Source organism: Methylocystis sp. (genome assembly GCF_050246715.1).
Taxonomy (GTDB): Bacteria; Pseudomonadota; Alphaproteobacteria; order Rhizobiales; family Beijerinckiaceae; genus Methylocystis.
On record NZ_JBFWVN010000008.1, the window covers coordinates 38,042 to 64,961 of the forward strand.

Annotated in this window: 23 protein-coding genes; 11 read left to right on the top strand and 12 right to left on the bottom strand. The window is 64.1% G+C overall.

What is annotated here, in order from left to right; genetic code table 11:
* Nucleotides 1-35: 35 nt before the first annotated feature.
* Complete coding sequence (locus AB7I51_RS05220; protein WP_428403275.1) at nt 36-566, bottom strand: DUF6101 family protein; 531 nt, start codon at nt 564-566, stop codon at nt 36-38.
* Between the two features lie 222 nt (nt 567-788).
* Between AB7I51_RS05220 and AB7I51_RS05225 the strand changes: the two genes are divergently transcribed.
* The 4 genes from AB7I51_RS05225 to lpxK all read left to right on the top strand — a co-directional run bounded on the left by AB7I51_RS05225 (nt 789) and on the right by lpxK (nt 4,300).
* Entirely contained in the window at nt 789-1,607 is an 819-nt protein-coding gene (locus AB7I51_RS05225; protein ID WP_428403297.1) for a 3'(2'),5'-bisphosphate nucleotidase CysQ, read from the top strand.
* A complete protein-coding gene (locus AB7I51_RS05230; RefSeq protein WP_428403276.1) occupies nt 1,604-1,864 on the top strand; it encodes a DUF4170 domain-containing protein in 261 nt (86 codons plus the stop codon). Before AB7I51_RS05225 ends, AB7I51_RS05230 begins: the two co-directional genes overlap by 4 nt.
* A 126-nt stretch (nt 1,865-1,990) precedes the next feature.
* Nucleotides 1,991-3,268, top strand: coding sequence for a 3-deoxy-D-manno-octulosonic acid transferase (locus AB7I51_RS05235; RefSeq protein WP_428403277.1), 1,278 nt, complete (start codon nt 1,991-1,993; stop codon nt 3,266-3,268).
* A 27-nt stretch (nt 3,269-3,295) separates the two neighbouring features.
* On the top strand, nt 3,296-4,300 hold the full coding sequence (gene lpxK / locus AB7I51_RS05240) for a tetraacyldisaccharide 4'-kinase (RefSeq protein WP_428403278.1): 1,005 nt from the start codon (nt 3,296-3,298) through the stop codon (nt 4,298-4,300).
* On the opposite strand, the gene AB7I51_RS05245 is transcribed toward lpxK, so the two are convergent.
* The 5 genes from AB7I51_RS05245 to AB7I51_RS05265 all read right to left on the bottom strand — a co-directional run bounded on the left by AB7I51_RS05245 (nt 4,297) and on the right by AB7I51_RS05265 (nt 13,784).
* Nucleotides 4,297-4,518 (bottom strand): DUF2093 domain-containing protein, encoded by a 222-nt coding sequence (locus AB7I51_RS05245; protein ID WP_014890019.1) that lies wholly within the window; start codon nt 4,516-4,518, stop codon nt 4,297-4,299. The genes lpxK and AB7I51_RS05245 overlap by 4 nt on opposite strands.
* Before the next feature lie 209 nt (nt 4,519-4,727).
* Nucleotides 4,728-6,581 (bottom strand): OprO/OprP family phosphate-selective porin, encoded by a 1,854-nt coding sequence (locus AB7I51_RS05250; protein WP_428403279.1) that lies wholly within the window; start codon nt 6,579-6,581, stop codon nt 4,728-4,730.
* 198 nt (nt 6,582-6,779) lie between these two features.
* On the bottom strand, nt 6,780-8,567 hold the full coding sequence (locus tag AB7I51_RS05255) for an OprO/OprP family phosphate-selective porin (RefSeq protein WP_428403280.1): 1,788 nt from the start codon (nt 8,565-8,567) through the stop codon (nt 6,780-6,782).
* A gap of 229 nt (nt 8,568-8,796) precedes the next feature.
* Nucleotides 8,797-12,564: an AAA family ATPase gene (locus AB7I51_RS05260; RefSeq protein ID WP_428406124.1), complete on the bottom strand. Its 3,768-nt coding sequence runs from the start codon at nt 12,562-12,564 to the stop codon at nt 8,797-8,799.
* 2 nt (nt 12,565-12,566) lie between these two features.
* Nucleotides 12,567-13,784: an exonuclease SbcCD subunit D gene (locus tag AB7I51_RS05265; protein WP_428403282.1), complete on the bottom strand. Its 1,218-nt coding sequence runs from the start codon at nt 13,782-13,784 to the stop codon at nt 12,567-12,569.
* 426 nt (nt 13,785-14,210) lie between these two features.
* On the opposite strand from AB7I51_RS05265, the gene AB7I51_RS05270 reads away from it, so the two are divergent.
* The 3 genes from AB7I51_RS05270 to AB7I51_RS05280 all read left to right on the top strand — a co-directional run bounded on the left by AB7I51_RS05270 (nt 14,211) and on the right by AB7I51_RS05280 (nt 16,708).
* Nucleotides 14,211-14,729, top strand: a complete 519-nt coding sequence (locus tag AB7I51_RS05270) for an HNH endonuclease (RefSeq protein WP_428403298.1) — start codon at nt 14,211-14,213, stop codon at nt 14,727-14,729.
* 28 nt (nt 14,730-14,757) lie between these two features.
* Nucleotides 14,758-15,246: a hypothetical protein gene (locus tag AB7I51_RS05275; protein WP_428403283.1), complete on the top strand. Its 489-nt coding sequence runs from the start codon at nt 14,758-14,760 to the stop codon at nt 15,244-15,246.
* 283 nt (nt 15,247-15,529) lie between these two features.
* On the top strand, nt 15,530-16,708 hold the full coding sequence (locus tag AB7I51_RS05280) for a hypothetical protein (RefSeq protein WP_428403284.1): 1,179 nt from the start codon (nt 15,530-15,532) through the stop codon (nt 16,706-16,708).
* Nucleotides 16,709-16,920: 212 nt separating this feature from the next.
* Here AB7I51_RS05280 and AB7I51_RS05285 read toward each other — a convergent pair whose 3' ends face one another.
* The 3 genes from AB7I51_RS05285 to hemN all read right to left on the bottom strand — a co-directional run bounded on the left by AB7I51_RS05285 (nt 16,921) and on the right by hemN (nt 19,846).
* Nucleotides 16,921-18,015, bottom strand: a complete 1,095-nt coding sequence (locus tag AB7I51_RS05285; protein WP_428403285.1) for an ATP-dependent DNA helicase — start codon at nt 18,013-18,015, stop codon at nt 16,921-16,923.
* Between the two features lie 71 nt (nt 18,016-18,086).
* The gene (locus AB7I51_RS05290; protein ID WP_428403286.1) at nt 18,087-18,476 is read right to left on the bottom strand and encodes a hypothetical protein; all 390 of its coding nucleotides are present in this window, start codon (nt 18,474-18,476) and stop codon (nt 18,087-18,089) included.
* Between the two features lie 23 nt (nt 18,477-18,499).
* Nucleotides 18,500-19,846: an oxygen-independent coproporphyrinogen III oxidase gene (gene hemN / locus AB7I51_RS05295; RefSeq protein ID WP_428403287.1), complete on the bottom strand. Its 1,347-nt coding sequence runs from the start codon at nt 19,844-19,846 to the stop codon at nt 18,500-18,502.
* Nucleotides 19,847-20,023: 177 nt separating this feature from the next.
* Between hemN and AB7I51_RS05300 the strand changes: the two genes are divergently transcribed.
* Entirely contained in the window at nt 20,024-20,410 is a 387-nt protein-coding gene (locus AB7I51_RS05300) for an AprI/Inh family metalloprotease inhibitor (protein WP_428403288.1), read from the top strand.
* Nucleotides 20,411-20,617: 207 nt separating this feature from the next.
* Here the strand turns inward: AB7I51_RS05300 and AB7I51_RS05305 are convergent, their stop codons facing one another.
* Nucleotides 20,618-20,863 carry a hypothetical protein gene (locus AB7I51_RS05305; protein WP_428403289.1) on the bottom strand — a complete coding sequence of 82 codons (246 nt, stop codon included), beginning with the start codon at nt 20,861-20,863 and terminating at the stop codon, nt 20,618-20,620.
* Nucleotides 20,864-21,409: 546 nt separating this feature from the next.
* Between AB7I51_RS05305 and AB7I51_RS05310 the strand changes: the two genes are divergently transcribed.
* Entirely contained in the window at nt 21,410-21,883 is a 474-nt protein-coding gene (locus AB7I51_RS05310) for an integration host factor subunit alpha (RefSeq protein ID WP_428403290.1), read from the top strand.
* Nucleotides 21,884-21,972: 89 nt separating this feature from the next.
* Here AB7I51_RS05310 and AB7I51_RS05315 read toward each other — a convergent pair whose 3' ends face one another.
* A complete protein-coding gene (locus AB7I51_RS05315) occupies nt 21,973-23,496 on the bottom strand; it encodes an acyl-CoA synthetase (protein WP_428403291.1) in 1,524 nt (507 codons plus the stop codon).
* 69 nt (nt 23,497-23,565) lie between these two features.
* Entirely contained in the window at nt 23,566-24,498 is a 933-nt protein-coding gene (locus tag AB7I51_RS05320) for a ribose-phosphate pyrophosphokinase (protein WP_428403292.1), read from the bottom strand.
* Nucleotides 24,499-24,742: 244 nt separating this feature from the next.
* Between AB7I51_RS05320 and mnmA the strand changes: the two genes are divergently transcribed.
* Entirely contained in the window at nt 24,743-25,963 is a 1,221-nt protein-coding gene (gene mnmA, locus AB7I51_RS05325) for a tRNA 2-thiouridine(34) synthase MnmA (protein ID WP_428403293.1), read from the top strand.
* Nucleotides 25,963-26,685 carry a class I SAM-dependent methyltransferase gene (locus AB7I51_RS05330; RefSeq protein ID WP_428403294.1) on the top strand — a complete coding sequence of 241 codons (723 nt, stop codon included), beginning with the start codon at nt 25,963-25,965 and terminating at the stop codon, nt 26,683-26,685. Before mnmA ends, AB7I51_RS05330 begins: the two co-directional genes overlap by 1 nt.
* Nucleotides 26,686-26,920 lie beyond the last annotated feature (235 nt).

Here is a 26,920-nt window from a genome sequence, read left to right on the forward strand (position 1 = left end):
TTCAGAGGCGTCGACTTAGCCGAACGCAAGACGGCTTATTCATAGGAAATGATCTCGCGCTCTTGCGCATGGACCATCTTGGCGCGTCCGGGATCGCCGCCCTTACGGCGAAAGAGAAATCGCGGGCGGCGCTGGCGGACATTGGCGTCGCCGCGGCGGCGCGCCGAAACGGCGGCGGCGTCTTCGGCGGCCCCGTCGAGCGCGCGCAATTCGCCCTCCTCTTCCGTCAAGCGCGGCAGCCCGAGCCAGGACGCCCAATAGCGCCAGTCGGCGGCGACGGACCCGCAATCCTCAGTCTCGCCGAGAAGAATATCGAGGTCTGGGTCGCTATGCGTCAGCGACAGGACGTAGCGCGGCGATCCGTCTCCGGCCGGCTGCACGTCGAGGGCGACGCCGCGATAGGCGGCAACCGGCACAGAGATGACCATTGCGACGCCGCTCAGTCGGCGAGCGATCAGCACGTCCTCCCGCGTCATCCGGATGCGGCGGGCGCCGCCATCGGCGCGCCGGTCGCGTTGAACATAGACGCTGTCTTCGATCTTACGCGCGATCTCGGCCTCAACCATGGGTCACTCCTTAAGGCTTGAATTCCTTCTCGGCGCCGATATTGCCGCAGCCTTGCCGGAAAGGCGCTAAAAAGCCTGGTGAACATGTCGTAAATCATTGCTTTGACGCTGGATTTAGACGATGAGGGTGAACTCCAGGAAAATGGATTCGATCAAATTGCTCCTATTCTGCGCAACGGGCCCGCTTGCGTGCGCCGGGCGCCTCACCTACTCCTCCCTATGATGGGCTTCAGCCAGGCGGAACTCGCCGCTTTTCTTCCACAACTCGAAAGCGTCACGCGCCGCGCAGGCGACATCGCCATGGCCTATTTCCGTCCGGGCGCGCCGACGAGCGCCGCCGTGTCATACAAGGGCGGCGGCTCGCCGGTCACCGAAGCGGATTTCGCCGTCGATCGGTTCCTTTTCAACGAGATGGCGCAGCTCGCGCCGGAGGCGGCGTGGCTCTCTGAAGAATCCGCCGACAACGGCCATCGCCTCGAGCGCGATTCAGTGATCATCGTTGACCCGATCGATGGAACGCACGCCTTCAAGCGAGGCGACGCGCGCTGGTCGGTTTCCGTCGCTCTCGTCGTTGGCGGCCGGCCGGTGGCCGGAGTCATCCACGCGCCGGCTCTGGGAGAAACCTATGTCGGCGCGCGCGGACTCGGCGCCTTTCTCAACGCCTCTCCGATCCGCGCCCCCCAGCGCGCGAAAATCTCGGGCGCGGCGCTCGTCGCGCCTCGCGCGATTCGGGACCAACTGGCGGCATCGCCGCTGGGATTCGTCATGGCGCCGCGCACGCCCTCGCTGGCGTTGCGGCTTGCCGACATCGCCTCCGGCCGGCATGATATTGTTGTCGCCGCGCCCAATGCGCGCGACTGGGACATCGCCGCCGCAGACGTTATCCTCGCAGAGGCGGACGCCATGCTAAGCGAGCCTGAAGGCGTTGCGCTCACCTATAATCGCGCCTCGCTCGCCCGCGACATGCTTATCGCGGCGCCGGAATCGCTGTTTGACGAAAGCCTCGCGCTGGCGCGGGAGGCGCTGGAAGGAAAATTATGAACAAGGCGACGCAGGCGACCACGCCAAAAAAAGAAAAACAATTGTTGCATCTTGTATTTGGCGGCGAGCTGGAGACGCTCGACGGCGTCGCTTTCCGTGATCCCAGCAAGCTCGACATCGTCGGCATTTATCCGGACAACGACAGCGCGCTCGCGGCTTGGAAGGCGAAAGCCCAGTCGACGGTCGACAATGCGCATATGCGTTATTTCGTGGTCCACCTCTATCGGCTGCTCGATCCCGACGTGGAGGAGCTATAATCGTTTCCTAAATTCGCCGCTTTGCCGAGCAATAGAATCATGCTTCCAGAGATGGCCGCGACGCGCGGAGAAGGCGCGGTCATTGAGCCCGTGCAGACCTGGAACGATTCCGAATAGACAGGAAACATGTCGCTTCTGAAATTGTACCGGCTGGCGACGATAGCGGCGACTCCCTTCGCCAGCGCTCTGCTCAACTGGCGAGCAAGACATGGCAGGGAAGATCCTGAACGACTAGCCGAACGCATGGGCGAATCGCATCGCCCCCGTCCCGGCGGACGACTCGTGTGGCTGCATGGCGCGAGCCTCGGCGAAACCCTGTCGCTGCTGCCGCTGATCGACCGTTTCATTCAGCGCGGACTCGAAGTGCTCGTCACGAGCGGCACGGTTTCTTCCGCGCAGGTTCTCAGCGCGCGCCTGCCGGCAGGCGCCTTCCATCAATATGCGCCGCTCGACGCGCCCAAATTCATCGAGCGATTTCTCGATCATTGGCGTCCGGACATCGCGGTCTTCGCGGAGTCGGAGCTGTGGCCCAATATCGTCGCGGCGGTATGTGCGCGCGGCGCGCCGCTGGTTCTCGCCAACGCCCGCATCTCGCGCAAATCCGCCGAGCGCTGGCGCGCCATTCCCGGCGCGGCGAAATCCGTGTTCGGCGCCGTTGATCTCTGCCTCGCGCAGGACTCGGATAACGCCGCCCGATTCCTGGCGCTCGGCGCGCGTTGCGTGCGCGTCGCCGGCAATCTCAAATTCGACGTTCCGCCGCCGCCCGCCGATTCTGCGAAGCTTGCCGAATTCAACGGCGCGATTGGAGCGCGGCCGGCCTGGGCGGCGGTTTCCACTCATGCCGGCGAAGAGGACATTGTGCTCGACGCGCATGTCGAAATGGCCGTCAAGACGCCGTCGCTGCTGACGATCATCGCGCCGCGCCACCGTGAGCGCGCCGCCGAGATCGTCGAAGCGGCCCGCGCCAGAGGACTGAACGCCGCGCTGCGTTCGCAAGAGGCTGAGCCGCGGCGCGAGGTCGACGTCTATGTCGTCGACCGCGTCGGCGAACTTGGCCTCGTTTTCCGAAGCGTCGGAGTCGTCCTGATGGGCAAGTCGCTGCTGCCCGGCGGCGGACAAAATCCGATCGAGCCGGCAAAGCTCGGCTGCGCCATTCTCCATGGCCCCCATGTCGAAAACTTCTCGGAGGTCTACAATGAGCTCGCGGCGGCAAAAGCGGCCGCGCGCGTCTCGGACGCCGCATCGGTGGCGCGGGCCGCGCATTATCTCCTTACCGAGCCGGCGCGCATGCGCAAGATGGGGCGCGCCGCGGCGGAAACGGTCGAGAGGCTGGGCGGCGCCTCGCGCGGAATCATGAACGCCGTCGAGCCCTATCTCGCGCAATTGGCGGTTGCCCAGCAATGAGCGTCGCGCGCCCTCGCGCTCATTGAGATGCGCACGCCCGGCTTTTGGCGCGATGATTGCGCGGCGGCGCGCATTCTCTCTCCGCTCGGCGCCCTTTATGGCGGCGTCGCCCGCAGGAGGCTGGCGCGCGTCGCGCCGCACGCTAATCTGCCGGTCGTCGTGGTGGGCGGACTGACGGCGGGCGGCGACGGCAAGACGCCGCTCGCGATCGCCCTCGCGCAACGTCTTCTCGCTGCGGGCGAGCAGCCTGCGATTCTGACGCGCGGCTACGGCCGCAAGCCCAGCGAAGCTTCGTCCTTTGCCGTCGATCCGGATCGGCACGATGCAGACGACGTCGGCGACGAAGCGCTGCTGCTCGCACGCGCCGCGCCGACGATCGTCGGCGCCGACCGCTTCGCTGGCGCAGCCCTGGCGCAGCGACTGGGGGCCAGCGTGGTCGTGCTCGATGACGGCCTTCACAGCCGTCGCATCGCGCCCGACCTGACGCTGATCGCCATCGACTCGGACTATGGCGCCGGCAACGGCCGCTGCATGCCTGCCGGACCTTTGCGCGCGCCGCTCGACGCGCAGCTTGCGGCGGCGGACATTCTGGTCGTCATTGGCGACGGCGCACGGGGCCGCGATATCGCCGCGCGCGCCAACAAGCCTATCGTCGCCGCGCATCTGGCGCCCGACCCCGATGCGGTTGAAGCGATAAGAGGCGTTCGCGTCGTGGCCTTTGCCGGCATTGCTCGACCCGAGAAATTTTTTAACTCATTGGAAAAATGCGGCGCCGAAGTCGCGGCGCGGCTTACCTTTGACGATCACCGTCGATTCACGAAGCGGGATTGTGCGACGCTGTCGAAGTTGCGGCAAGCGCATGGCGCACGCCTCGTCACAACGGAAAAGGATGCGGCCCGAATGGGAGACGAGATCGCGACGCTCGGCGTTGATGCGCTTCCCGTCGCTCTCGCATTTGACGACGCAGTCGTATTGGACGAAGCGCTCGACAGGCTTTTTGGCGAAAAAGAAACGCGCCGCGCCAATCCCTAATCGGGCTTCTTGACGCCGAGACGCATCAGCTTGGCGTGCGGGCCGCTATAAGGCTCCTGCAGATCGACGTTCCAGTAGCGCAGATCCTCGAGCGGGATCGGCTCCCCCGTCACTGCGCAGCGGACGTAGGCGCCGGGCTTGCGCACGCGATATTCGCCGTCGAGATATTCGACGACGGCCTCTTCAGCGGGCTGAGGCTGGCGGTCATATCGGTTCATGCGCGTTCTCAAGCCGTAGCGCCGGGGAAATGGACGCCGGACCAATCGCCTGAGCGTCGTCACGAGCGACCTCATCGATGAACTCGCACGCCCCCTTTGGGATTTCAGTTGTTATCAATCATATCATCCCCGAACGCGCAAAGAAAAGCCCGCCGGTCATCGGCGTCGAGTCTTGGGCTCGACGGCCTGTGTCCTGGCGCCGCATCCGCCTACCAATAGACCTTGGCGCGCATTTCAAACAGATTGGGATGCGCGCCTGTGTAATTGGCGCCGAGCAATGTGGGGAACTGGCCGCCATTGTAGAGGTTCAGTGGCGCGACGACGTTCATCACCCGCGTCCAATTCGCCTGAAATGCGAGGCCCGCGTCGGGATACCAGTTGACGCCAAGCGTAAGGTCCTGCTGACGACCGCCGTTGATCCCGGCGTTCGCGATATATGTCCGCGCGAGAGGGTTCGGCGCCACAAATGTCGTCAAAGCGAGCAGGTTGTAGAGCGTGTTTCCATTGTACGGCCCGTTGTTGAGGTCGACGGAACTGAACCGCGCCGCTAATCCCCATGCCCCCCAACCGCCGGCGCTGAGCGGATTCTTGATCTTTAGCTGTCCGAAAGACACGCCGTTCTTGTCGTGCATCTCATAGGACTGCGCGCGTTCCTCGCCTGTGATCCAATAGGTTCCCTGGACGTAATAGCCGTCGAAATAGGCGGACCGCCCGCCAGGATTGAAGGGAACGAGAGCGCCAGTCACGGGAATGACGCCGGTGGCCGCCTGAGCCCCGGTCAGATAGGTCGCTCGATTGATCGCAGATTGGTCGCGATTGTAGAATGCGCCGAAATATTCGGCCTGAACGCTGAACGGCCCGTGCGACGCCGCCAACTCCAAGCCAAAGGATTCCACGTTCTTGGTGCATTTGCCCGAGAAGGCGGAGCTGTTGAAAATATTTTGTGGGATGGGACCCACAATCACGCCGCAGGAGAGATCAGGCGTGCCGATGAGTCCCTGGCCGAGAATATTGGCTTCCGATCTGATGCGATTGCCCAGCGCCAGCACGCGATCATCACTCGCCGCAGTGGCGTCGTTTGGCTGGTGATAGCGACCGGAGGCGCCGACATGAATGAGATCATGTTCGGTGTGGATCGGCGCGTAGGTCAAGCGGCCGGTAAGATCAAAATATTGTCCGCCCCCGGTCGCCCGCCACCAAGTGGTGTTTGAGGCGAATGCAGGGCCGCCGCCGGCATTGGGAATATAAAGTCGCGGAATTCCCCAAGTGGCCGGATAGCCGCGAGCCGGGTTTAGGCTCGCATCGGCGAAGCTGGTGCTGAAAATGCCGGCCTTGAACGTCCAGTCGTCGCCATAAGCGCCCACCGCAAGGCCGATGTGACGATCGGGCTGGAAGGTGTCGACGGCGAGCGAACGTTCGATGAAGTCGCGATATTTTGAGGAATTGAGCGCCTCGATGCTGAAGGGCTCGAACATGCTGCCGACCATGACATAGGCCGGATCTTTGGCGAAGGGCAGCGTAAGCAGAGGGCTCCGGATGCCGAAATAGGCGTCTCGAATGCCGCCCTGCACCTGGTTGTTGCCGGTTATCTGGCCGCTTCCCGCGAAGTCATATTGCAGCTTATAGAAATAGATGTTCGCGGCCGTTCCATCGACTTCCAGGCGCAGTTGCCGTCCGCCGACCTGATTGTCGAAACCGTTAAGCGGCAGGGAAATGCCGCCGCCATCGATCAAAACCCGGCCGCCGACCTTAAAACTATACGCCTTGTCCTCGGTTTCGACGAAAAGCCCGTTCTTGAAGCTGATCAATACCGGCGGTCGCGGCGCCGGAGCGGGCGAGCCATTCTTGGCCACTGCGGCATTGGCGACATTGGTCGCGCTTCCCGCCCGCGCTTTCGAGCCGCGCGCCTCGCGCCGCAATCTGGCGACCTCCGCCTCCAGCGGACGAAGCCTGGCGATCTCCGCTTCAAGCTTGCGCAAGCGCTCTTCAGTGGCGCTGTCGGTCGCCATTGCGCCGCCCGGCGAGAGTAACGCGCCGAGCGTCGCCAAGCCGAGTGCTCGCATCGCTCGCCGACTGGCCAAAGTCCCGCCTCGCGCTTCCATTTGCGTTCGGCAGCGACAATGAAATGTTAACCTTAATGAATTGTTACCGCCTTCTCAGCTTGGGGCGGCGGGCCGGCCTTGAGCCAGCGTGCAAGGAAAGGCCCGCCGGGCCAAAAGCTCGGCGGGCCAACTGAGAGAGACAGAGAGAGATTGCTGCGTCTACCAGTAAACCTGAGCGCGGACTTCGAAGAGATCAGGATGCGATTGGCTCTGATATCTTCCCTGAAGGGCCAGCAATGGTGACGGAACTAGACCAGCTGCCGAATACCCCAACGCAGAGGGTCCTTGCAGCGGAGCGGACCAATGCAGCACATGAGTCCAGTTGGCCTGGAAGTGGAAGCCATTGTCCGGATACCAGTTGATGCCTAAAGTCGTGTTCTCCTGGCGGCCGCCGGCGATGCCCGCCTGATTGGCGATCACCGCGGTAGCGTTATTATTCTGCAAGACGAACTGGCTAAAGGTCAGCATGTTGTAGAGGCCCGAACCCGACCAGCGACCGCTGTTGAGATTCATCGCGCTGTATCGCGCGGCGACGCTGATAGCGCCAGGACCGCCCTTGCTGAAGGGGTGGAGAATTTTGATCTGCTCGAAGGACGCGCCATTCTTGTCCTTCACGCTGTATGCTTCGGCGCGCTCCTCGCCGGTGATGTACCACTGACCGTATCCATAGAAACCGTTGAAATAGGCCGAGGAGCCGCCCGGCGTAAAGTTGCCCAGGATCGCCGACTGCAGCATTTTGCTGGGGTTACGGTTGACCTGCATGCCGATATATTCGCCCTGGAACGAGAGCGGTCCCCACGCGGCGGCCAGTTCGAAGCCGTACTGGACTTCATTGTTGACGCATTTGCCCGGCACGCCACCGACATTGGCTGTGTTGCTGAAAACAGCGTTCCCAGGAATTCCGCCAAGCGGGAACCCACTGGAGCCGCAAGAAAGGTCGGGCGTGCCCAGCGTTTGCATGCCGAGGATGTTCGCCTCAGAACGCTCGCGGTTGCCGACGCGCAGCATGCGGTCATCGCTGGCTCCAGTGGCGTCATTCGGCTGGTGATAACGACCGGCGACGCCGAGATGGAGAACCTCATGCTCGGTTTTAATCGGGGCATAAGTCAAACGGCCGGTCACATCGAAATACTGACCGCCGCCGCGTGGCACCGGCGCCCAGAAAGTCGCCGGAGCGCTGATCAAAGTGGGAGCAAAGTTGGCGTCCTCGAAGCTCGCCGTGAAAACGCCCGCCCTGGCCGTCCAGTTGTCGCCGTGACTCGCGGCGGAGACGCCAATATGACGGAAGGGGGCGAAGCCCGGGACCGACATCGGGCGCTCGATGAAATCGATATATTTCGATGAGTTCATCGCGTCCAGGCTGAACGGCTCGTACGTCGAGCCGACGTGGATCCACACTGGACTGGTGGCGTAGGGAAGTTCGCTGTTCGGAACCTTCAGTCCGATATAAGCGTCGCGGATGCCGGCTAACCCCGAGCCGGCAAAGTCATATTGCAGCTTGTAGAACCAGATTTTCGCGGCAACGCCTTCAACTTCGAGACGCGCGCGACGGATGCCTGCCTGGCCCTTGTAACCATAGTTGGGCGCAAGGCCGATCGGCGTGTTGATGCCGCCGCCGTCAACCTGGACGCGGCCGCCGACTTTGAAGCTGTAGGCCTTGTCCTCGGTCTCGACGAACAGGCCGTTCCTGAAGCTGACGAAGACCGGCGGCGGCGGCCGATGGCCGTGGCCGTCCTTGCTGACATGCGCCTGAGCGGCGTTCGCGACATTCGTCGCCCGCTTCACCGCGACATTCTGCTTGGCGACCATCGCCTCGAGCTGCTTCAGCCGCTCCTTCAATTCGCGGATTTCGGTCGCGGTGTCAGCCGCGGCCGGAATAGCCGAAGCCGTTGTAAATAAGCCGAACGCTGCGATGGCGAGCGCGCGTTGTCCAACTCCAAGTTTCATAGGTTTAGTCCCCCGGTTAACTTTCGGGCGACAGTGAAGCCGACGCTGGATGACAGAGCCGTGACAATTGTGGCGGTGGACGGAATGTGACGATGCAAGAGCAAGGGCTTGTGGCGCCGCTGCAACAGTTTTTTCGATTGATCCTTGTTTTTTGTGGCTCTCAGGTCACAGCCAAGTCTTTTTTTTCTCGATCTCGTTTCCAAATTTCAGCGCCTGGAGCGGGCGAATCTTATCCCTGTTCCGGCGCGCGCAGCCGGACGACGCTGACGCCCCCGCCACGGCGCTCGACACAGATTTTCGTCGCGATCCGCTGCTGCAGGGAATCGACGTGACTGATCACGCCAACCCGCCTCCCCTGCCCCTGCAGCGTCTCCAGCGCGTCGACAGCGATGTCGAGGGTCGCCGAATCCAGCGCGCCGAAGCCTTCGTCGATGAACAGCGTGTCGACGAAGGAATTGCGCCCTTCCAGGCCAGCCAGCGCCAGCGCGAGCGCCAGCGACGCGAGAAAGCGCTCTCCGCCCGAAAGCGAGCGCGTCGAGCGGCGCTCGTCGCCAAGATCGCGATCGACGATCTGGAGGCCAAGCGCGCCGGCCTCGCCCGAGCGCTCGAGAGCGTATCGCGGCGCGAGCAGCTTCAGCCGCTGATTGGCGAGGGCGACAAGATGCTCCAGCGTCGCGGCCTGGGCGAAACGGCGGAACTTGTCGCCGCTCGCCGAGCCGATGGCTTCGCTGATCTCGCTCCAGAGCGTGGCCTTTGTGCACGCCGCTTCGAACTCCTCGCCCAGCGCGGCGGCGCGTTCGCGCGCCTCATCGTCTCTCGCGCGACGCTCGCGCAACGCGCCGAGCCGCGCTGATAATTCGTCAAGACGGCTGGAGACGACCTTCTCCTGGTCGGCGAGCGCCTCACGCGATATCTCGGCCGGCGCGACGGCGCGCGCTGCCTCAAGGTCCGTCTGCCGCTCCGTCACTGCAACCTCGGCCGCCGATCGCTCAGCTTCCGCCGTCTGAACGGCGCGCCGCAGCTCCACCAGCCCTTCGCCCGATATCGCAAGAAGCTGCGCCGCCGTCGCCTCATCGAAACCAGCGGCTTCGCGCGCCGCCGCAAAAGCCGACCGCGCCTCCTCGGCGCGAGTCGTCGCAGCCTCTTCAGCGCTGGCGTGATGAGAAAGACTCGCCTCACATGCGGCCTTCGCTTGCTGCGCTTCAGCCAATCCTTCGCGCGCTTCCTCGCGCTGCCGAACAGCCGCCCTGTCGCGGCCCTCGATACGGCCGCGATGCGCGGCCGTCGCTTCGCCGTTGAGAAGGCGCGCGCGTTCGCTTCGCGCATCGGCGAGACTCTCAGCGCGCGCCCAGTGATCAGCTATGGCGTCGGCCGCTCGGGCGCATGAAGCGTCCGACTCAGCGGCGAGGCGCTCCGTCGTGAGACTGATCGCGGCGACCGCCGCGCCGAGCTCATCCGATCGCGCCGACGCCTTTCGGTATTGCGCGCCAGCGCATTCGAGCGCCCGGCGCGCCGAAGCCGCGTCGCGATCGATGTCAACGGCCGAAAGCTCGCAAAGCTCCAAAAAAGGCGCAAGCGCGCGGTCGATCGACTCCAGGCGCTCGAAAAATCCGGCGCTTTGCGCCTCCGTGCGGCCGCGCGTCTCGCGCGCCGACTGGAGCATCTTGGCGAGCGTGGCGCGCTCTTCCTGGCGTGCGTCCAGAGCCTGACGCATCTCCTCGCGCGCGCCGCGCAGTCGATCGCGTTCCTCGCGCAGTCGGCGCGCAGCGAGAAGCTTTTGCGCAACGGCATCTCGCGCCGCCACAACCTCTTTCGCCAATGCATCCAGCCGCGGCGAGCCTGATGCAACCGAAGCCGGCGGCGCGAATTCGGCAAGAATGTTTCGCGCGCAATCATCGCCGAGCGCCGAGGCATATTCACCTTCCGCACGCGCGCGCGCCGACAATGCTTCTGCCGCGCGTCGCGACGCGTCCGCGTGACGCGCTTGCGCCTCAGCGGCGCGCGCGCTTAGCGCAACCGCCTCTTCGTCCAGTTTGGCGAGCGCGCGTCGTGACTCATTACGCCGTGCGCGCAGCTCTTCGATCAATGCGTGCGCGGCGTCTTGCGCTTCGGCGAAAGGATGGTCGCGCGCGCCGCAGACCGGACATGGCGCATCCTCGCTCAGCGCCGCGCGCAATCGCAGCGCATGAGGATCAGCCGCAGCGTCCGCCAGTTCGCCCAAGCGCTCGGCGTCGGCGTTCTGCGCGCCATATTGCGCGCGAGTCGCGCGCAACTCTTCCAATTTCTGTCGAAGCGCGGCTTCGCTCTCGGCGCTGCGCGCAATATCCCGTTGCGCCGACGCTGCCGCGACGTCGGCCTCGTCATAGGCGCGCGCCTGCCGACGCAGGGCTTCGATGAGCTGGGCAGAGGCCGAAAGGGCGTCGTCGCGCATGAGCGAAGCCGGCTCATCGAGCGCGAGAAGCGCGCGATTGCGCTCGTCAATCTGCGTCGCGAGCTTCTCGCTCGCCGCCCGATCCTGCGCATCGCGCGAGTCGAATTCGGCAAGCGTCGCTTCGCTGCGGCCGAGTTCGGCGACGGCCTCCGCCATCGCGTCGTCACATACGCGCTTGGCTTGCGAAAGCTCGCCTCGCTTCGTCAGCCACTCCTCGATCTCCTGCCAGCGTTCGCTGAGCGGGCGCGCCGGCGCGAGCCTCTGGAGTTCGGCGTTCGCCGCCTGCTTCTCAGTTTGAACGTCGGCGAGCCGTGCGACCGCATCGGCGTGTTCGGCGCGCTTCTCCGACGCGCGCGATGCGGCGTCTTCAGCGACGCCGCGCGCCTTTTCTTCCTCGCTCGCCAGATTGGCGATGCGCGAATCAAGCGACGCCGCCTCGCTCCAGATCGGCGCGAATCGGGCGATGTCTGCGTCCGCCGCGGCGCAATCTTGCATGGCTAATCGCGCCTGCGCGTCATGAGCGGCGAAATTCTCTTGCGCCGCTTTCGCCTGCGCCTTGGCCTCCATGGCGGCGCGCGCCGCCTGTTCTTTTGCGTCGTCGGCGCGGCGCAATTCATCGCAAGGCGCGCGCAGCGGTTCAACCTTCGCCAGCGCTGCAAGCGTCTCGCGCTCCTGCGACAAGCCCTCAAACTTGCGCAAAGCTTCGGCGCGCGCCGCCATTGCCTGCCCGAGCTTCACTTGCGCCTGCGCCAAGGCGTCGAGCTTGCCGAGCGCCGTCATCGTCTCGCTGCGAAGCATGGCGACTTCGGCGCGTTCGCTATCGATCGCGGCGACTTCCACGTCAACCGCGGCGCGTTCGTCTTCAGACATCACGCCGATCTCGGCGCGACTGCGTTCGACAAGCGCGGCCGCCTGCTGCGCCTCGCGCGCGCGCTCGAAGGCGCGCTTCGACAAGAGGCCATAGATTTCGGCGCCGGTGATCTTTTCGAGAAGCTCGGCCCGCTCTTTGGCGTCGGCGCGCAGAAAGGCGTCGAATTCGCCCTGCGCAAGTAGCGCCGTTCGGCGAAACTGATCGAAGGTGAGATCGGTCAGTTCGACGATGCGGGCGTTAACGGGCTCTATGCCGCTTTCGATCGCCGCGACGATTGCGCCGGCGTCGTCGATGCGCAACAGCGACCGTCCGCGCTTCTGCAATGCGCCCGCCGCTCTGCCGCGCGCACGCTGTAGGTCGCAGCGCGCCCGATAGCGCTGCCCGTCCTTGCCGATGAAATCCACCTCGGCGAAGCCGCGGCCGGCGCCCCGACGCAGAATCGCCCGCGGGTCGCCAGCGCCCAGCGTCTCTCCCGAGGGGTCGGGCGCGCCTTCGCTCGCGCCGGACGCCGCGACGCGCGGAAATTTGTCGTAGAGCGCGAGACAGATCGCGTCGAGAATTGTCGATTTGCCGGCGCCAGTTTCGCCGGTGATGGCGAAAAGTCCCGCCGAACGCAGGGGTTCGCTGTCGAAGTCGATGACGAAGGGGTCGGCGAGACTGGCGAGATTGGCCCCTCTGATCGCCAGAATGCGCACGATCACCCCTCCTGCAGAAGACGCTCGAAACAGTCGAGATGGTCGTCTGTCGGCGCGACGCCGTGAGTCTGCTCAAATGCCTCGCGAAACAAATCGGCAGGCTTGCGTTCCGCAAGGCGCAGCGGCGCCGCCGCAGGCGCCAGCGCTTGCGGCCGTTCGACGGTCATCGACACCACGCGCAGCGGAAATTTTTCGCAAATGGCGTCGACCTCGGCTTTCACACCCACGGCCGGACCCTCGACTTTGATGGCGAGATGCACGAAAGGCCAATTCTCGATCGGCGCCGACTCATCGAGATCGAGCGCCTGAAGCGCAGGTTCAAGTTCGGCGATCGCCAGAGCGCCCGTCGCGGGCGTGCGCAGATGTCGCACGGTACGGCTGAAAGGCGCATGTTCGACCGTGACGGCGCCGGAATCGTCAATATCGACGATGCTGACGCCATGCGCATAGTCGATTTCGGTCTTCGACATCGGAATGAGCGATCCGGCATAGCGGATCGTCTCGCGGCCGACGGACTGCGGCCGATGCAGATGGCCGAGCGCGACATAAGCGATGTCGGGCGAAAATATGTCAGGCGGAACCGCATGTTCGCCGCCGACGAGAATGCGTCTTTCCGACCCTTCCGACTCAAGCCCGCCGGCGACATGAAGATGGCCGGTGACGACGAGCGGCGCCATGCCGGTCTCCCCCTGGCCCATCTCCCGCCGGGCGCTGTCGACCGCCTCGCGATAGGCCGCGCGCACGGCGCCGTCCGCGCCGTCGCAAACTAGCGGCAAGTCCGCCGCGCGCGGATAGGGCAACGCGAGCAGATGCGCGCCGACTCGTCCCTTCGCGTCACGGATTGGCGACAGATGGGCGCGCGCATCGAAAACGCCGTCGCGGCGCGCGAATGCGCCGATCGAAATCACATCCGCCATCTCGAACAGGGCGCGCGGCGCTTCGAGCCGCGCCGCCGGATCATGATTGCCGGCGACGAGCGCGATGCGCGCATGCGGACAGGCGGCGCGCAAGTCGCGCAAGGTGTCGTAGAGCAGCCGCTGGGCGTCGGCGGACGGATTGAGGCTGTCGAAAACATCGCCAGCGACGATGATCGCGTCGACCGCCCGCTGCTTCGCGATCGCGACGAGCTGCGCCAGCGCGGCGCGATGCTCCGCCTCGCGCGACCAGCCCTGCAGAGTCGCGCCCAGATGCCAATCGGCGGTATGAAGAAGGCGAATCACCCCACAAGTAGGCAATAGGCGGCCGCGCTCGGGCAAGCGTAAAGCTCGGCCACTTATGACGCTTCGAATAATTCACGGACTTCGAAGCCCTAATCGCCTCGCCAACAGCAAAAAATAAATCATCAATACGCTAACGGCGTCAGCTTAACCCGACATTCAACACAGAATAGGTGACGACATATACGATAGCATGATAGTTTAGTTGTCATAGTTGCCTATCAAGTAACATTTTTAGTCTCGAAATGCGAAGCGGCTTGGCTGTTTCGCGGCGCCTTCACAAGCCTGTCGTCGTGCCTGTAAAGTATGCGCCGTCGCAAAGGGCTGGACCTTGGCGCGGTCCATCAGGCCCCCTCAATCCGAGAGGCAGCCAGGGTGACCGTTCACTTTCGTCAACAAACTGTTTCGCCACAAGCCTGTCCGGCGCTGGTGCTCAACGCCGACTACCGGCCGCTGAGCTATTATCCGCTCTCGCTCTGGGGGTGGCAGGACGCGATCAAGGCCGTGTTTCTCGAGCGCGTGAACATCGTCTCCGAATACGAGAAGACGGTTAAAAGCCCGAGCTTCGAAATGCGTCTGCCTTCGGTCGTGTCGCTCAAGGAATATGTGCGGCCGACTCGGCAGCCGGCGTTTACGCGATTCAATGTTTTCCTGCGCGATCGTTTCACCTGCCAATATTGCGGCGAACATGACGAACTGACGTTCGATCACGTCATTCCGCGATCGAAAGGAGGCGCGACGACGTGGGAGAACGTCGTCGCGGCGTGTTCGCCCTGCAATTTGCGCAAGGGCGACCGCCTGCCGCATGAGGCGCATATGTCGCCGGCGCAGACGCCTTTTCAGCCTTCAATCGCCGATCTGCATCGCAACGGCCGGCTGTTTCCTCCCAATTATCTGCACGAAAGCTGGATGGACTACCTCTATTGGGATTCGGTGCTCGAACCATAGGTTGGCGCACGTCCCAGAGAGGGCTCCGATGATTCGCCGAATCGTCGTCATGGCTTTCGGCTTCCTCCTCGCTGTCGGCGTGGGCGCCAGTTTCCTGCTCGTCTCATCGCTCCTGGACCCGGCGATGCGCGAAGCGGGAATCGAGGCGGCGCTGTCCGGCCTCTTCGACTTCTTCGATGAAGACATGCGCCCCGGAGAGTTGAACGATCCACTGGCGACATTCGGAGTCATCGTTTGGGCGATCGTCATCGCCACCTGCGTCGCGCCCCTCGCCGTCGCGGCGTTGATCGGCGAAATCGCCGGCGCACGCTCGCTCCTAGGGTATTCGGGGGTCAGCGGGACGCTTGCTGGCGCTTCGCCTTGGATCGTTCGCGCCGCGAAGGGACTCGACCGCGCCCGTGACGCGAACCCCCTCGAAATGCGCATCGCTCTGCTGTTTTTCCTCACCGGCGCGGTGTCGGGGGCGATCTACTGGCTGATCGCCGCGCGGTCGGGTCGCGACCCGACGCATATCTGATCGCCTTTTCGCCGCCGCTGAGCGGCTTCAAAACTTCAAAGCGCTACGCCCCGATGTTCGCGCGCGAACAGGATAAGGCGCGGCTTGCGCAGCAAGGATATTTCTTTGTGTTCGTCATTTTAGGGCGAATTTGCATGGCGCGGCATGAGCGCGCTAACCGACGTCCGGCGGAATCGCCGCCCCATCGCGCCGCAAATGCGCGGCGCCCCAGAATCCCCCGATTTTCCTGGACTCTGGCGGCGTCAGGATTGACGCCCAAAGCCGGAAATGCTCATAAACTGACATGGCAGACTACCATTCTTTGATCTCGCGGGCGGTGGCGGCTCTGCCGCAGTCCACGCCGGACGCGCGCCAGGCGGTGTACGAACGCGCCCGCAAAGCGCTGTTCAACCAGTTGCGCGGCATCCAGCCGCCGGTTGCGGAAGCCGACATCGCTGCGGAAGGCCGCGCGCTCGAAGAAGCGATCGAGCGAGTCGAAACTGAAAGCGCCGTAAAGCAGGCGCAAGCGCCGCAACCTCACGCCGAAGGTTTTGCGCCGCATTCGATCACGAGCCCAATGCCAGCCGAGCGCGCGCCGGCTGAGAACGAAGAGTCGAATTGGCGCGACGCGCCTTATTCGTCCGCTGCGAGCAGAGGCGAAGTCCCGCAGCGAGAATTCCAGCGGCCGCCCGCGCCGCTGCCGCCTGCGCCGAGGCCGAAACGCTCGCTGCGATTGACCTTGTCCATCGCTGGCGTTGTCGTTGCGCTCGTGGCGATCGTCGGAACGCTCGCCTGGCAGCTTCGCGAACAGCCTGAGGATCTCGCTAAACTCAAACCCGAGCAGTCGGCCGGCAGCGCGCCTGAAAGCGGCAAGATCAATGATCGGGTCGGAAGCCAGGGAGCGGCGGTCAAGCCGGCCGCGCCGCGCAGCCCGGCCGTGCCGGTGGCGCAAAAAGCGGAAATGTGGGTTGGCTCGCTCGCCGAACCGACCAAGGTCGACAAAATCTACAATGGTTCGGTCGTCTGGCGCCTCGAGAACGTCGGCGGACCCGGAGAGCCCGTCGGATCGGCCATACGCGGCGACATCGACATCCCCGATGCCAAGCTGAAAATGTCGCTGCTGTTTCGAAAGAACACCGACGCGACGCTTTCCGCGTCGCATACGATCAACGTGTCGTTCACAGTGGCGCCCGGCAGCCCGATTGGCGGCGTAAAGGCGATCGGCCCGATTCAGATGCGACGCTCCGACGCCCAGTCGGGAGAAAAAGTCGTCGGCATTCCCGTGCCGATCACCGAAAACAATTTCCTCATCGGACTGATGCGCGGCGACCGCGAGTCGCGCAATATTCTTCTGCTCAGATCTCTTGCGGCGCTCGATCTGCCAATGCAGCTTGCCGATGGCCGCGCGGCGACGATCAATATGGAGAAAGGCCCATCGGGCGAGCGCGTCTTTGCCGACGCCATCGACGCCTGGGGCAAGTGAGTCACAAATTTCGCTTGGCCGCCGCGCCTATCATTCCCGGCGGGCCGAAGGCCTGACCGGGAATCCAGAGACGATCCAAGAACGCTGGTCTTGCTCTGGATTCCCGATCGCGCGCGTTGCGCGCGTTGGGAATGACAACCCCCAGCCCTTCAATCGAATTTCTCATGGGACGAGCGTAGCGTATGACCCTGCGTGGCGCAGAATAGAAAAAATTACATCACCAGCGTGAGCTTTTTCGCCGCCCGCGTCACGCCTGTGTAAAGCCAGCGCGCCCGATGTTCGCGAAAGGCGAAGGACTCGTCGAACAGCGTCACGTCGTCCCATTGCGAACCTTGCGCCTTGTGGACGGTGAGCGCATAGCCGAAATCGAACTCGTCCGAGTCCTTGCGAAGCGCATAAGGGATGTCGCTCTCGGCGCCGAACAGTTGCGGAATGACGGCGACCCGCTGAAATTTGACGCCTTCGGCGTCTTCCGGCGTCACCAGCATTCTCACCTTGCCGCGGCGCACGGCTCCGGCGCTCTGCACCGTAAAAAGCGCGCCGTTCAAGAGTCCCTTTTTGCGATTGTTGCGCAAGCAGACGAGCTTGTCGCCGGACTGCGGCAGTTCGCCGGAAAAGCCGCGCAATTCGCGCAGGCGGGCGTTATAGGCGCGGCGGGTCTTGTTCAATCCGACGAGCACCTGATCGGCGCCAGTGACGAGCGCGGGATCGAGCGAATCGCGGCGAACGATTCGGGTCTCTCCAAAAATGCCCTGCTCGACGCCCTCGCCGGCCCTGATCGCCATCGAGAGCCGAATGATCGGATTGTCCGCCGCCTGCCGATGCACCTCTTGCAGCATCACGTCGGGCGCGGCTTCGGTGAAGAAGCCCCCGCCCTTGACCGGCGGCAATTGCGCCGGATCGCCGAGCACGAGCACCTTCTTGCCGAAGGAGAGGAGATCGCGGCCAAGCTCCTCGTCGACCATCGAGCATTCGTCGATGACGATGAGCTTCGCATGCGCCGCGTCGCTATCGTCGTTGATTACGAAAGAGGGTTCCTCGGTCTCGCTGTCGGTGGCGCGATAGATGAGACTATGGATCGTGCGCGCGTCCTTGCAGCCCTTCGAGCGCATGACGAGCGCCGCCTTGCCCGTAAACGCCGCAAAGGCGACGTCACCGTCGACATGTTCGGCGAGATGACGGGCAAGCGTCGACTTGCCGGTGCCGGCAAAGCCGAACAGGCGAAAGACCTGCGGCGCGCTCGGCGTTTCGAGCCAGCGCGCGACCGCGATCAGCGCTTGGTCCTGTTCGGGCGTCCAGACGGGCATGGCTGCAAAGTCGAATCAGCACGTCACGATGGCGGAGGCGACGTCGGTGGACAAGCGCCAAACTCGACTCGTCAGGCGCTGAAGCCAGCGATCAGCAATGCGCCGCCAAGGGCAAAGGATACAAGCGCGAATATCGGGTAGCGCCGCTCATAGCCCATCTTCGAGAAAGCGGCGCGCACGGTCTCCGGTGGCAAAAACAGAGTCAGTACGCCGCTGATCAGCGAGAGCCAGCCGACAAGCGAGACCAGCGCGGCGGTCGCGTCGCTCCAACTATCATGGCCGATGACGATGGCGAGGCCGATCGCCAGCCGGATCATGCCGATGAAAGCGATGGCGACAGGCTCGCGCGAAACGCTCTCGATCATCTGCAGCGCCACGTCCTTGCGCACCAGCATCCAGGCGGACATGATCAGAGCATAGGCGCCGATCAGCTTTGCGAGAAAAAGCGTAAGCGGCGTCATGAGCGTCTCCTTGCCGAAGCGCTTCAGACCGCCGAAGAATGGCGGGCTGCCGATGACTGCAGGTAGGCGTCAAAGGCGGCGGCGACAAGGCGAACGAAGGGCCTTCCACGCTGGGTCACAATGACGCGCCGGCCTTGCATGTCGACAACGCCATCCTTCGCCAGCGCCTCGAGCGACGCTTGCGCCTCGTCGAAAGCGTCGCTCGCATAGCCGTGGCGCATCGCCGCCGCGCCATAGTCAACTTCGAAATCGCACATGAGCCGTTCGATCAGATCGGCGCGGGCGATATCCTCCCGAGTGAAGCCGACGCCGCGGTCCGTGGCAAAACCCCCTGCTTCGATCGCGCGCCGCCAGCCCGCGAGATCGACAGCGTTGCCGACATAGCCTTGCGGGAGGCGCCCGATCGATGAAACGCCGAACGGCAGCAGCGCATCGGCGGCGTCGATCGTATAGCCCTGGAAATTGCGGCGCATGCGCTTTTCGCGCGCGGCGATCGCCAGCGGATCTTCGGGGCGCGCAAAATGATCGAGTCCGATCGCCTCATATCCATGCTCTTCGAGAATGGCGCGCATGGCGGCGGCTTGCGCCAGACGCTCGCCGACGCCGGGCAGCGCCGCCGCGTCGATCAGCTTCTGGTTCGACTTGAACCAGGGCACATGGGCGTAGCCGAACACGGCGAGCCTCTGCGGCGCGAGCGAAGCGGCGAGCGAAGCAGTGCGCGCGGCATCGTCGACGCTCTGTTTCGGCAGGCCGTACATCAGATCGAGATTGATCGCCGCAATCCCGGCGCCGCGCAGCAATTTTACGACGCGCGCCACAGTCTCAAAGGGCTGAATACGGCCGGACGCCGCCTGCACATGGGCATTGAAGTCCTGCACGCCGAGCGAAGCGCGGGTAATTCCCGCCTCAGCCAGCGCCTCGACGAGGCCGGCGTCGACGAGGCGCGGGTCGAACTCGATCGCATGCTCGGCCGCCGCCGCGAGCTCGAAAAATTCGCGTAGAACCGAAACGATCGCAGCGAAGCGCGAAGGACCGAGAATGCCCGGCGTGCCGCCGCCCCAATGGATGCTGGTGACGCGCCGTGCGCGCGTCGCCTGCGCGGTCAGCGCGATTTCGCTCTTGAGCGTCTGCGCATAGAGGTCGAGCGGCGCCTCCTGACGCACGGCCTTGGTGTGACAGCCGCAATAGGCGCAGATCGACGCGCAAAACGGCACGTGCAGATAGAGCGAAAGCGACGCCGAAGGATCGAGACTCGCCAGCCAGGTCCGCATCTCGGCGTCGCCGATCGACTTGGAAAAATGTGGCGCGGTGGGATAGCTGGTGTAGCGCGGCGCGGACCGTTCCGCCAAAGCCAGCGACGCTGCGTCCATCCTTTTGACTCCCTCGCCGCATGGCGGCGCCTTCAAAAGTGATATCGCGACGCGGCTTGCCGCGCAAAAGCCAAGTCTGACGCACTTTGACGCGGGCGCGTGCGAAATCGGCTTGGCCGTGGGCCGTTAAAAAGGCAGACTGAGACAAATTTCGCAGGGGCGGGAGCGATGGCGCAAATGGCGATTTTTTTCTGGCGACGGGCGTATGTGCTGGGATTCTGCCTTATGGCCGCAGCTGGCGTCTCGGCGACTCTGGCATTTGCTGCGGGTGCGTCAGACGTCGCCGGCCGCTATTCGATCCTCCGCGAAGGCGACAAGGATACCGGCTGCATGCTGACGCTCGACGCCCGCGTCCGCGTTCGCGCAGGACTGAAGGCGCAGCTCGCCCCCGCCTGCCGCGACAATGGCGTCGTGATTTTCGACCCGGTCGGCTGGGGACTCGATCACGGGCGTCTCGTGCTGACCGCCCGCAAGGGTCACAAGGCCCATTTTGACAAGGACGGCGCAGGCGTTTGGCGACGAGACGCCGTGGAAGGCAAGGCGCTCGGCCTCAGGCCGCTCTGAAGCGCGGCGCGCAAACAATTAGAAAAGCCAGCTTTTCGCGTGCGCTCAATATATTGAGATTGATCACGAAGAAGCCTCCCGGATTGCTCCGGGAGGCTCAACGTCCGTCGCCGTGCGAGAGGGGCGGGGCGACGGCGACGGATAGCGGGACGCGATCGTCGACCAATTGCAGACTAGTACCCGGCGATCGTCGACGACCTCGTCCCGCTAATTGGAATCTGGCTCCCCGAGTTGGCGCTCGCCATATCCGTAATAGGCGTCGGCGTGATCGGCCCAGGAGCCGACGTTGGGCGCAAACCAGGCCTCGGAACCGTCATCGAAAGGATCATAGCCATGGCCGAAGCTCGCGCCTCGGCAGGGCGCGCAGCTCTCGCGCCTCTGAGCGTCCCACGCGACCGCGGGCGACGCCGCGAGCGTCACGAGCAAGGCAAGGACAAGTGTCTGACGCGACATCTCGACTCCGGTCCGGTGAAGCGCCCCTTACTTCGGCGCCTCTTTCGCATAACATGAAGCAAACTTTCTGAACCTGACATGGCAGCGCCATTCATCGGTCAGTCAGCTTTGTGGCGCTGACGGCGTTAGACTTGCGAAGCTCTCTAAATTTGAGCTCTCAGAACAGGCACCGCCTTTTTCAAAATGATCCATTTTCTGTCCGACCGTCTCAAAACGGCACATACGTCCTGCGCCTTCGCAACGGCGGGAGGGACCGATTAGTTAAGAAATCGCAGCGCGTCGGGCCTTCAGCGTACGAGCGGGGTTAGGCGGCAGGCTAGCACGCAATCTGCAGAATAACGTGATATTGCGCGAAGTTGCGTCAAACTGGAACGTACGGCGGCTGTTGTCGAGGCAAAAGCTGCGCATCGCGACGGAAGTCATAGAACATGGCGACCCGCGCGCTCTGGAACGATCAGGTTCTGATGCAACTTCGGCGTGATCCCCCGGCTGGCAAGTGTTAAGCCAAGGCTGCGCTTCAGCCCAAGACTGAGGATTAGAGCGCTGATGTCAATCGCCAATCCAAGAACGACGCCCAAGTCCTTCGCGCATGACAGTGACGAGGAAGTCGAACACGAAGCTACGTCGCTGGAGGACGGTTCGCGCGGCACGCTCACGCGCCAGGACATTGCGTTGGCGATCCATCGCCGGATCGAGGGCATGTCCTGCAGGGAAGCGAAGCGGCTGACCGATCTGGTGATCGAGGAAATGGCGGCGACGCTCGCCTCGGGCGAGTCGCTCAAACTGCATGACTTCGGCTCTTTCCTGGTGCGCATCAAGCGCGAACGCGCAGGACGCAATCCCCGCACCGGCGAACCGGTTCCGATCGAAGCGCGCCGCGTCATCACCTTCAAGGCGTCGCCCAACATGAAGGCGGCCATCAACGGCAAGGCTCCCCTGACCAAGCTCAAGAAGCGGGCGCGCGGCCGCCCCGCTGCTCGGGCAGGACGAGCCGAGCCCCCGAGAGTCTCTGCTCTCTGAATTGCCGGTTGTCCGCGCTCCTCCCTGTGAGCGGACCTGAGGCCCGATCATTCGCCGCACGCCCCGGCGTCTGACCGGGCCTCTGCCTTTTACGGCAGAGCGGCGCGATTGAGCTTGCCGTTGGCGTTGCGCGGCAGCGCATCGAGAAAAATAACCGCGCGCGGGCATTTGTAGGCCGCAAGATGCGCGCGGCAATATTCTAGGATCGCGGCGTCGTCCTGCGGCGCGCCGTCGCGCGTCACCACATAGGCTTTAATGATGGTCGCGGTCGCGTCGCGTCCGGGCCGCTCCGCGGCGGCCGCTTCGACCACGCCGCTAATCTCAAGCAACCGCTTCTCGACTTCGGCGGGAGAGACCCGGTAACCGCCGGCGTTCATGACTTCGTCGACGCGCCCGTGACGCCACATGTACCCGTCTGCATCGAACTCGACGAGATCGCCAGAGACGAACCATTCGCCGCGGAACGCCTCGCTCTCCTCCTCCGGACGGTTCCAATAGCCGAGCATCATGCCGGGATCATCGCGGCGCACCGCGAGAAGGCCGGTTTCGCCCGACGCAAGCGGCGTCTCGCCGCTGTTTTGTGGGAGCGCCGCGACCGCCCTGCCCGGCTGCGGCCTGCCGGGCGAATCCGGACGCGCTGGCGTCGTTGGCCCGCTCGAAACGAAGGTGGAAATTTCGCTCATCCCGAAGGCTTCGTAAATTTCCTTGCCGGTGCGAATCCGCCAATCTTCGAGCAGGCTCGAAGGCAGCGCCGCGCCGGCCGAAAGCGCATGCCGCAGGCTCGAAAGATTGGCGCTGTCCAGCGCGCCATATTTGAGGATTTGCCGAAAGACGCCCGGCACGGCCGCAAAAATCGTCGCGCGATAGGCTTCGATGAGACGCGGCCAAGCGGCGGGATCCGGATGTCCGTTGTAGAGCACCGCGCTCGCCCCCGCCGACAGCGGATCGACGACGCCGACGCCAAGCGTATAGGTCCAATTGATCGCGCCGGCATGCAGCATCACGTCGCCCGGCCCAAGGCCCGTCCAGTGCGCGCGCATCGGCCGGCGACCCCAGGCTGCGCGATGGGCGTGCAGCACGCCCTTCGGCCGGCTCGTCGTGCCTGAGGTATAGACGAGATAGGCGGGATCGTCGGCGGCCGTGTCGACATAATCCGGGAGAACCGCGCTCTCGCTCAGACGCGCGAGATCGGCGCCGCGCAGAATATGGATGTCGCGGCTATGCGGCTCATTCTCGAAGGACGCGCCCAGCGCCAGGACCGAGGCGCCGCAGTCGTGCGCCATGAACTCGGCTTCCTCGAAGGTCAGCTGCGAGGAGGCGAGCAGCGCCACATAGCCGGCGGCGATCGAGGCGAAGTAGGCGAGCGCCGCATTCGCCTCATTGCCCATGCGGATCATCACACGCGCGCCCTGTGGCAAGCTTAGACCCCGAAGGCCCGCCGCGAGACGCCGGACCTTCAGATCGAGTTCGCCATGGCTCCAACGCTGCGCGCCGGCGTCGCCGACGATGGTCAGCGCCGTCGCGTCGGGACGCAGCTGGGCGTTTTCGGCAAGGCAATAGCGAGCGAGATTGAAACGCGGCGGGACGGGGTCGAGAATGGCGCGTTGCGTCATGACGCCTCTTCTCGCATCGCCCGTGCGGGTTGGGCAAGCGAACGCGGCCGGAAGGGGAATAGATCGCCCCTAATCGAACAGGCTCGACACGCTCTCCTCGCGCGCGGTTCGGGCGATCGCCTCGCCGATCAGATGGCCGATCGGAATGACGCGAATATTCGGGGCTGCTTCGACCGCCGCCGTGGCGCGGATCGTGTCGGTGACGACGAGTTGCTTCAGCTTCGATTTGGCGATGCGCTCCGCCGCCGCGCCCGACAACACGCCATGGGTGATATAGCCGTATACCGAGCCGGCGCCCGCCGCCAGCAGCGCTTCCGCCGCGTTACAGAGCGTGCCGCCCGAGTCGACGATGTCGTCGATGAGAATGCAATTATGGCCGTTGACGTCGCCGATGATGTTCATGACTTCCGACTCGCCGGCGCGCTCGCGGCGCTTGTCGACGATGGCGAGCGGCGCGTCGATGCGCTTCGCCAGCGCCCTGGCGCGCACAACGCCGCCGACGTCCGGCGACACGACCATGACGTTCTTGAGGTCGAGGTGCGACTTAATGTCCGCCACGATGACCGGCGCTGCGAAGAGATTGTCGGTCGGGATGTCGAAGAAGCCCTGAACCTGGCCGGCGTGAAGATCGACGGTGAGAACGCGGTCCGCCCCTGCCCGCGTGATAAGGTTGCTGACAAGCTTCGCCGAGATCGGCGTGCGGGGTCCCTGTTTGCGATCCTGACGAGCGTAGCCGAAATAGGGAATGACCGCCGTGATGCGACGCGCCGAGGCGCGACGCAGCGCGTCGACCATGATCAACAGCTCCATGAGATGGTCGTTGGCCGGCGCGGAGGTGGACTGGATCACGAAAGTGTCCTGCCCGCGGACGTTTTCGAGGATCTCGACCCAGATTTCCTGGTCGGCGAAGCGGCGAACCTGGGCGCGACAGAGCGGAACCCCCAGATGGGCGGCGATCGCCTCCGCCAACGGCCGGTTGGAATTGCCAGCCAGGAGTTTCATCGCCGCCATTCAGTCCGCCCCCGCGCCTTAAACGCCGCGGCGTCATAGCAGCGATGGCGGCGACGAACAATATGACGCGACGATGGCGGCTTTCCTGTCTTAAAACTGAGATAGGATTGCCTCTCGGACGGATAATGCTCTAAATGATGATGGCGGCCTCACCGATGCGCGGCGGGCCGGGCGTTTGGTTTGCGCCTTCACCCATCTCGCCCAACGGCTTAGTAGACAGGCGTCGCTTCCGTTAATGACGAATAGCGTATCGGATCATGCGCCGCAGCCGCGCGAGACGCGAATCGTCGTCGCCATGTCTGGCGGCGTCGATTCAAGCGTGGTCGCCGCCCTGCTGAAGGAGCAGGGCTACGACGTCGTCGGCGTGACGATGCAGCTCTATGATCACGGCGAAGCCACGCATCGTCAGGGCGCCTGCTGCGCCGGTCGCGACATTCACGACGCCCGAAGCGTCGCGGCGCGTCTCGGCATTCCGCATTTCGTCCTCGATTATGAGAGCAGGTTTCGCGAGAAGGTGATCGACGATTTCGCCGCGAGTTACGCCAAGGGCGAGACTCCGGTACCCTGCGTCGCCTGCAATCAGTTCATCAAATTCGCCGATCTGATGGAGACGGCCAAGGACCTCGGCGCGCATGCGCTCGCGACCGGCCATTACATTTCGGTTCGCGACGACGGACACGGGGGACGCGCGCTGTATCGCGCCAAGGACGCCTCGCGCGACCAGAGCTATTTCCTGTTCGCGACGACGCGAGAACAATTGCGGATGCTGCGCTTTCCGCTCGGCGACTACACCAAGGCCGAAGTGCGCGAGATGGCGCGCCGCATCGGGCTAGAGGTCGCCGACAAGCCGGACAGCCAGGACATCTGCTTCGTGCCGACCGGGCGCTATACCGACGTCGTCGAAAAGCTCGCGCCCGCCTCCGTCGTGCCGGGCGAAATCGTTCATCTCGACGGCCGTGTGCTCGGACGCCATGCCGGCGTCATCCATTACACCATCGGACAGCGGCGCGGGCTCGGTCTTGGCGCGAAAGTCGCCGGTCGCGACGCCGAGCCGCTTTACGTGCTGCGACTCGACGCCGCGAAAGCTCAAGTGATCGTTGGCCCGCGCGACGCGTTGGAGACACGCGCGGCGAAGCTGCGCGACGTGAACTGGATCGGCGAAGGGACGCTCTCGTCCCTGCCACCCGAGGGATTGGACATTATGGCGCGCGTTCGCTCGACGCGGCCGCCGGCGCCGGCGCGGCTGATCGCCGGCGACGACGGCGACGCGTTGGTGGTGTTCGCGTCGAGCGAATTTGGCGTTTCGCCGGGACAGGCGTGCGTGTTCTACGACGCCGACGAAAACGACGCGCGCGTGCTTGGCGGCGGATTTATCGCCGCCGTCGAGCCGGCGGCAATGACAGTGGCATCTAAGGCGCCGACGCTGCGCGCCGCGGAACGGCGAAGGGCACCTTAATGAGCGAAGCAAGAAACTATTACCGAGACGTCGAGACGCTCGACAATGGCAATGTCGAGGCGGCCTATGCGCGCTGGGCCCCGATTTACGATTTGACCTTCGACGTGCTGCTGAAGCCGGGACGCCGCGCCGCGGCGGCGGCGGCGTCAACGGCGCGCGGACCCATTCTTGACGTCGGCGTCGGCACCGGACTCGAACTGCCGCTGTTTTCCCGGAATGCGCAGGTCGTCGGCGTCGATCTGTCGGAGCCGATGCTGCGCCGCGCCGCGCAGCGCGTGCGCCGTGAACGCCTCGATCAAGTCGCCGGCCTCGCAAAGATGGACGCGACGCAAATGGCTTTCGCCGACGCGAGTTTCGCCTGCGTCGTAGCGCCCTATGTTCTCACGGTCGTGCCCGACCCCGGAGCGCTTCTCGACGAACTCGCGCGCGTGCTGCGGCCGGGCGGCGAGATCGTGCTGGTGAACCATGTGAGCGGCAAGGACGACGCCATCGCATTGTTCGAGGCTTGGCTCGACCGCCATATGGCGCCCAAGCTCGGCTGGCGCCCGCAATTCCCCTGGTCGATCATCGGCGACTGGATCGACCGGAATCCGCAGATGAAGCTCGTCGAGCGCCGCCCGCTCGCGCCCTTCGGCCTGTTTACATTGACACGCATTCAGCGTTGCATGAATGACACGCTGACGCAAAAAGCGCCGGAGACGCTCAAACTTGAGTGCGTTTGATGGCTTAAAGGGGTCGAAATCGCTTGCCGCCTACCGATCACGGGACTACGTTCATAGTGTCACCTTAGGGAGGCGGAGTTATGAACAAGTTAATTTTGGCGCTTTTAACGAGTCGCCCGTGAAGAACGCGATTTAAGCGGCGATTAGTCGGCGATTTGAGGCGTTGGCGTCGTCGAGGACGCTCAGGAACAAGGCCCACAGAAGCGCCAGCCATGCGAGCAGGCGGCGGAAGTTG

Coding starts and splice junctions, on each gene's coding strand:
- AB7I51_RS05235 (WP_428403277.1), top strand. CDS start 1,991: ATGTCGCTTCTGAAATTGTACCGGCTGGCGACGATAGCGGCGACTCCC.
- AB7I51_RS05280 (WP_428403284.1), top strand. CDS start 15,530: ATGGCAGACTACCATTCTTTGATCTCGCGGGCGGTGGCGGCTCTGCCG.
- AB7I51_RS05255 (WP_428403280.1), bottom strand. CDS start 8,567: ATGAAACTTGGAGTTGGACAACGCGCGCTCGCCATCGCAGCGTTCGGC.
- lpxK (WP_428403278.1), top strand. CDS start 3,296: ATGCGCACGCCCGGCTTTTGGCGCGATGATTGCGCGGCGGCGCGCATT.
- AB7I51_RS05245 (WP_014890019.1), bottom strand. CDS start 4,518: ATGAACCGATATGACCGCCAGCCTCAGCCCGCTGAAGAGGCCGTCGTC.
- AB7I51_RS05220 (WP_428403275.1), bottom strand. CDS start 566: ATGGTTGAGGCCGAGATCGCGCGTAAGATCGAAGACAGCGTCTATGTT.
- AB7I51_RS05315 (WP_428403291.1), bottom strand. CDS start 23,496: ATGACGCAACGCGCCATTCTCGACCCCGTCCCGCCGCGTTTCAATCTC.
- AB7I51_RS05305 (WP_428403289.1), bottom strand. CDS start 20,863: ATGTCGCGTCAGACACTTGTCCTTGCCTTGCTCGTGACGCTCGCGGCG.
- AB7I51_RS05310 (WP_428403290.1), top strand. CDS start 21,410: ATGTCAATCGCCAATCCAAGAACGACGCCCAAGTCCTTCGCGCATGAC.
- AB7I51_RS05250 (WP_428403279.1), bottom strand. CDS start 6,581: ATGCGAGCACTCGGCTTGGCGACGCTCGGCGCGTTACTCTCGCCGGGC.
- AB7I51_RS05225 (WP_428403297.1), top strand. CDS start 789: ATGGGCTTCAGCCAGGCGGAACTCGCCGCTTTTCTTCCACAACTCGAA.
- AB7I51_RS05330 (WP_428403294.1), top strand. CDS start 25,963: ATGAGCGAAGCAAGAAACTATTACCGAGACGTCGAGACGCTCGACAAT.
- hemN (WP_428403287.1), bottom strand. CDS start 19,846: ATGGACGCAGCGTCGCTGGCTTTGGCGGAACGGTCCGCGCCGCGCTAC.
- AB7I51_RS05230 (WP_428403276.1), top strand. CDS start 1,604: ATGAACAAGGCGACGCAGGCGACCACGCCAAAAAAAGAAAAACAATTG.
- AB7I51_RS05275 (WP_428403283.1), top strand. CDS start 14,758: ATGATTCGCCGAATCGTCGTCATGGCTTTCGGCTTCCTCCTCGCTGTC.
- AB7I51_RS05320 (WP_428403292.1), bottom strand. CDS start 24,498: ATGAAACTCCTGGCTGGCAATTCCAACCGGCCGTTGGCGGAGGCGATC.
- AB7I51_RS05290 (WP_428403286.1), bottom strand. CDS start 18,476: ATGACGCCGCTTACGCTTTTTCTCGCAAAGCTGATCGGCGCCTATGCT.
- mnmA (WP_428403293.1), top strand. CDS start 24,743: ATGACGAATAGCGTATCGGATCATGCGCCGCAGCCGCGCGAGACGCGA.
- AB7I51_RS05285 (WP_428403285.1), bottom strand. CDS start 18,015: ATGCCCGTCTGGACGCCCGAACAGGACCAAGCGCTGATCGCGGTCGCG.
- AB7I51_RS05300 (WP_428403288.1), top strand. CDS start 20,024: ATGGCGATTTTTTTCTGGCGACGGGCGTATGTGCTGGGATTCTGCCTT.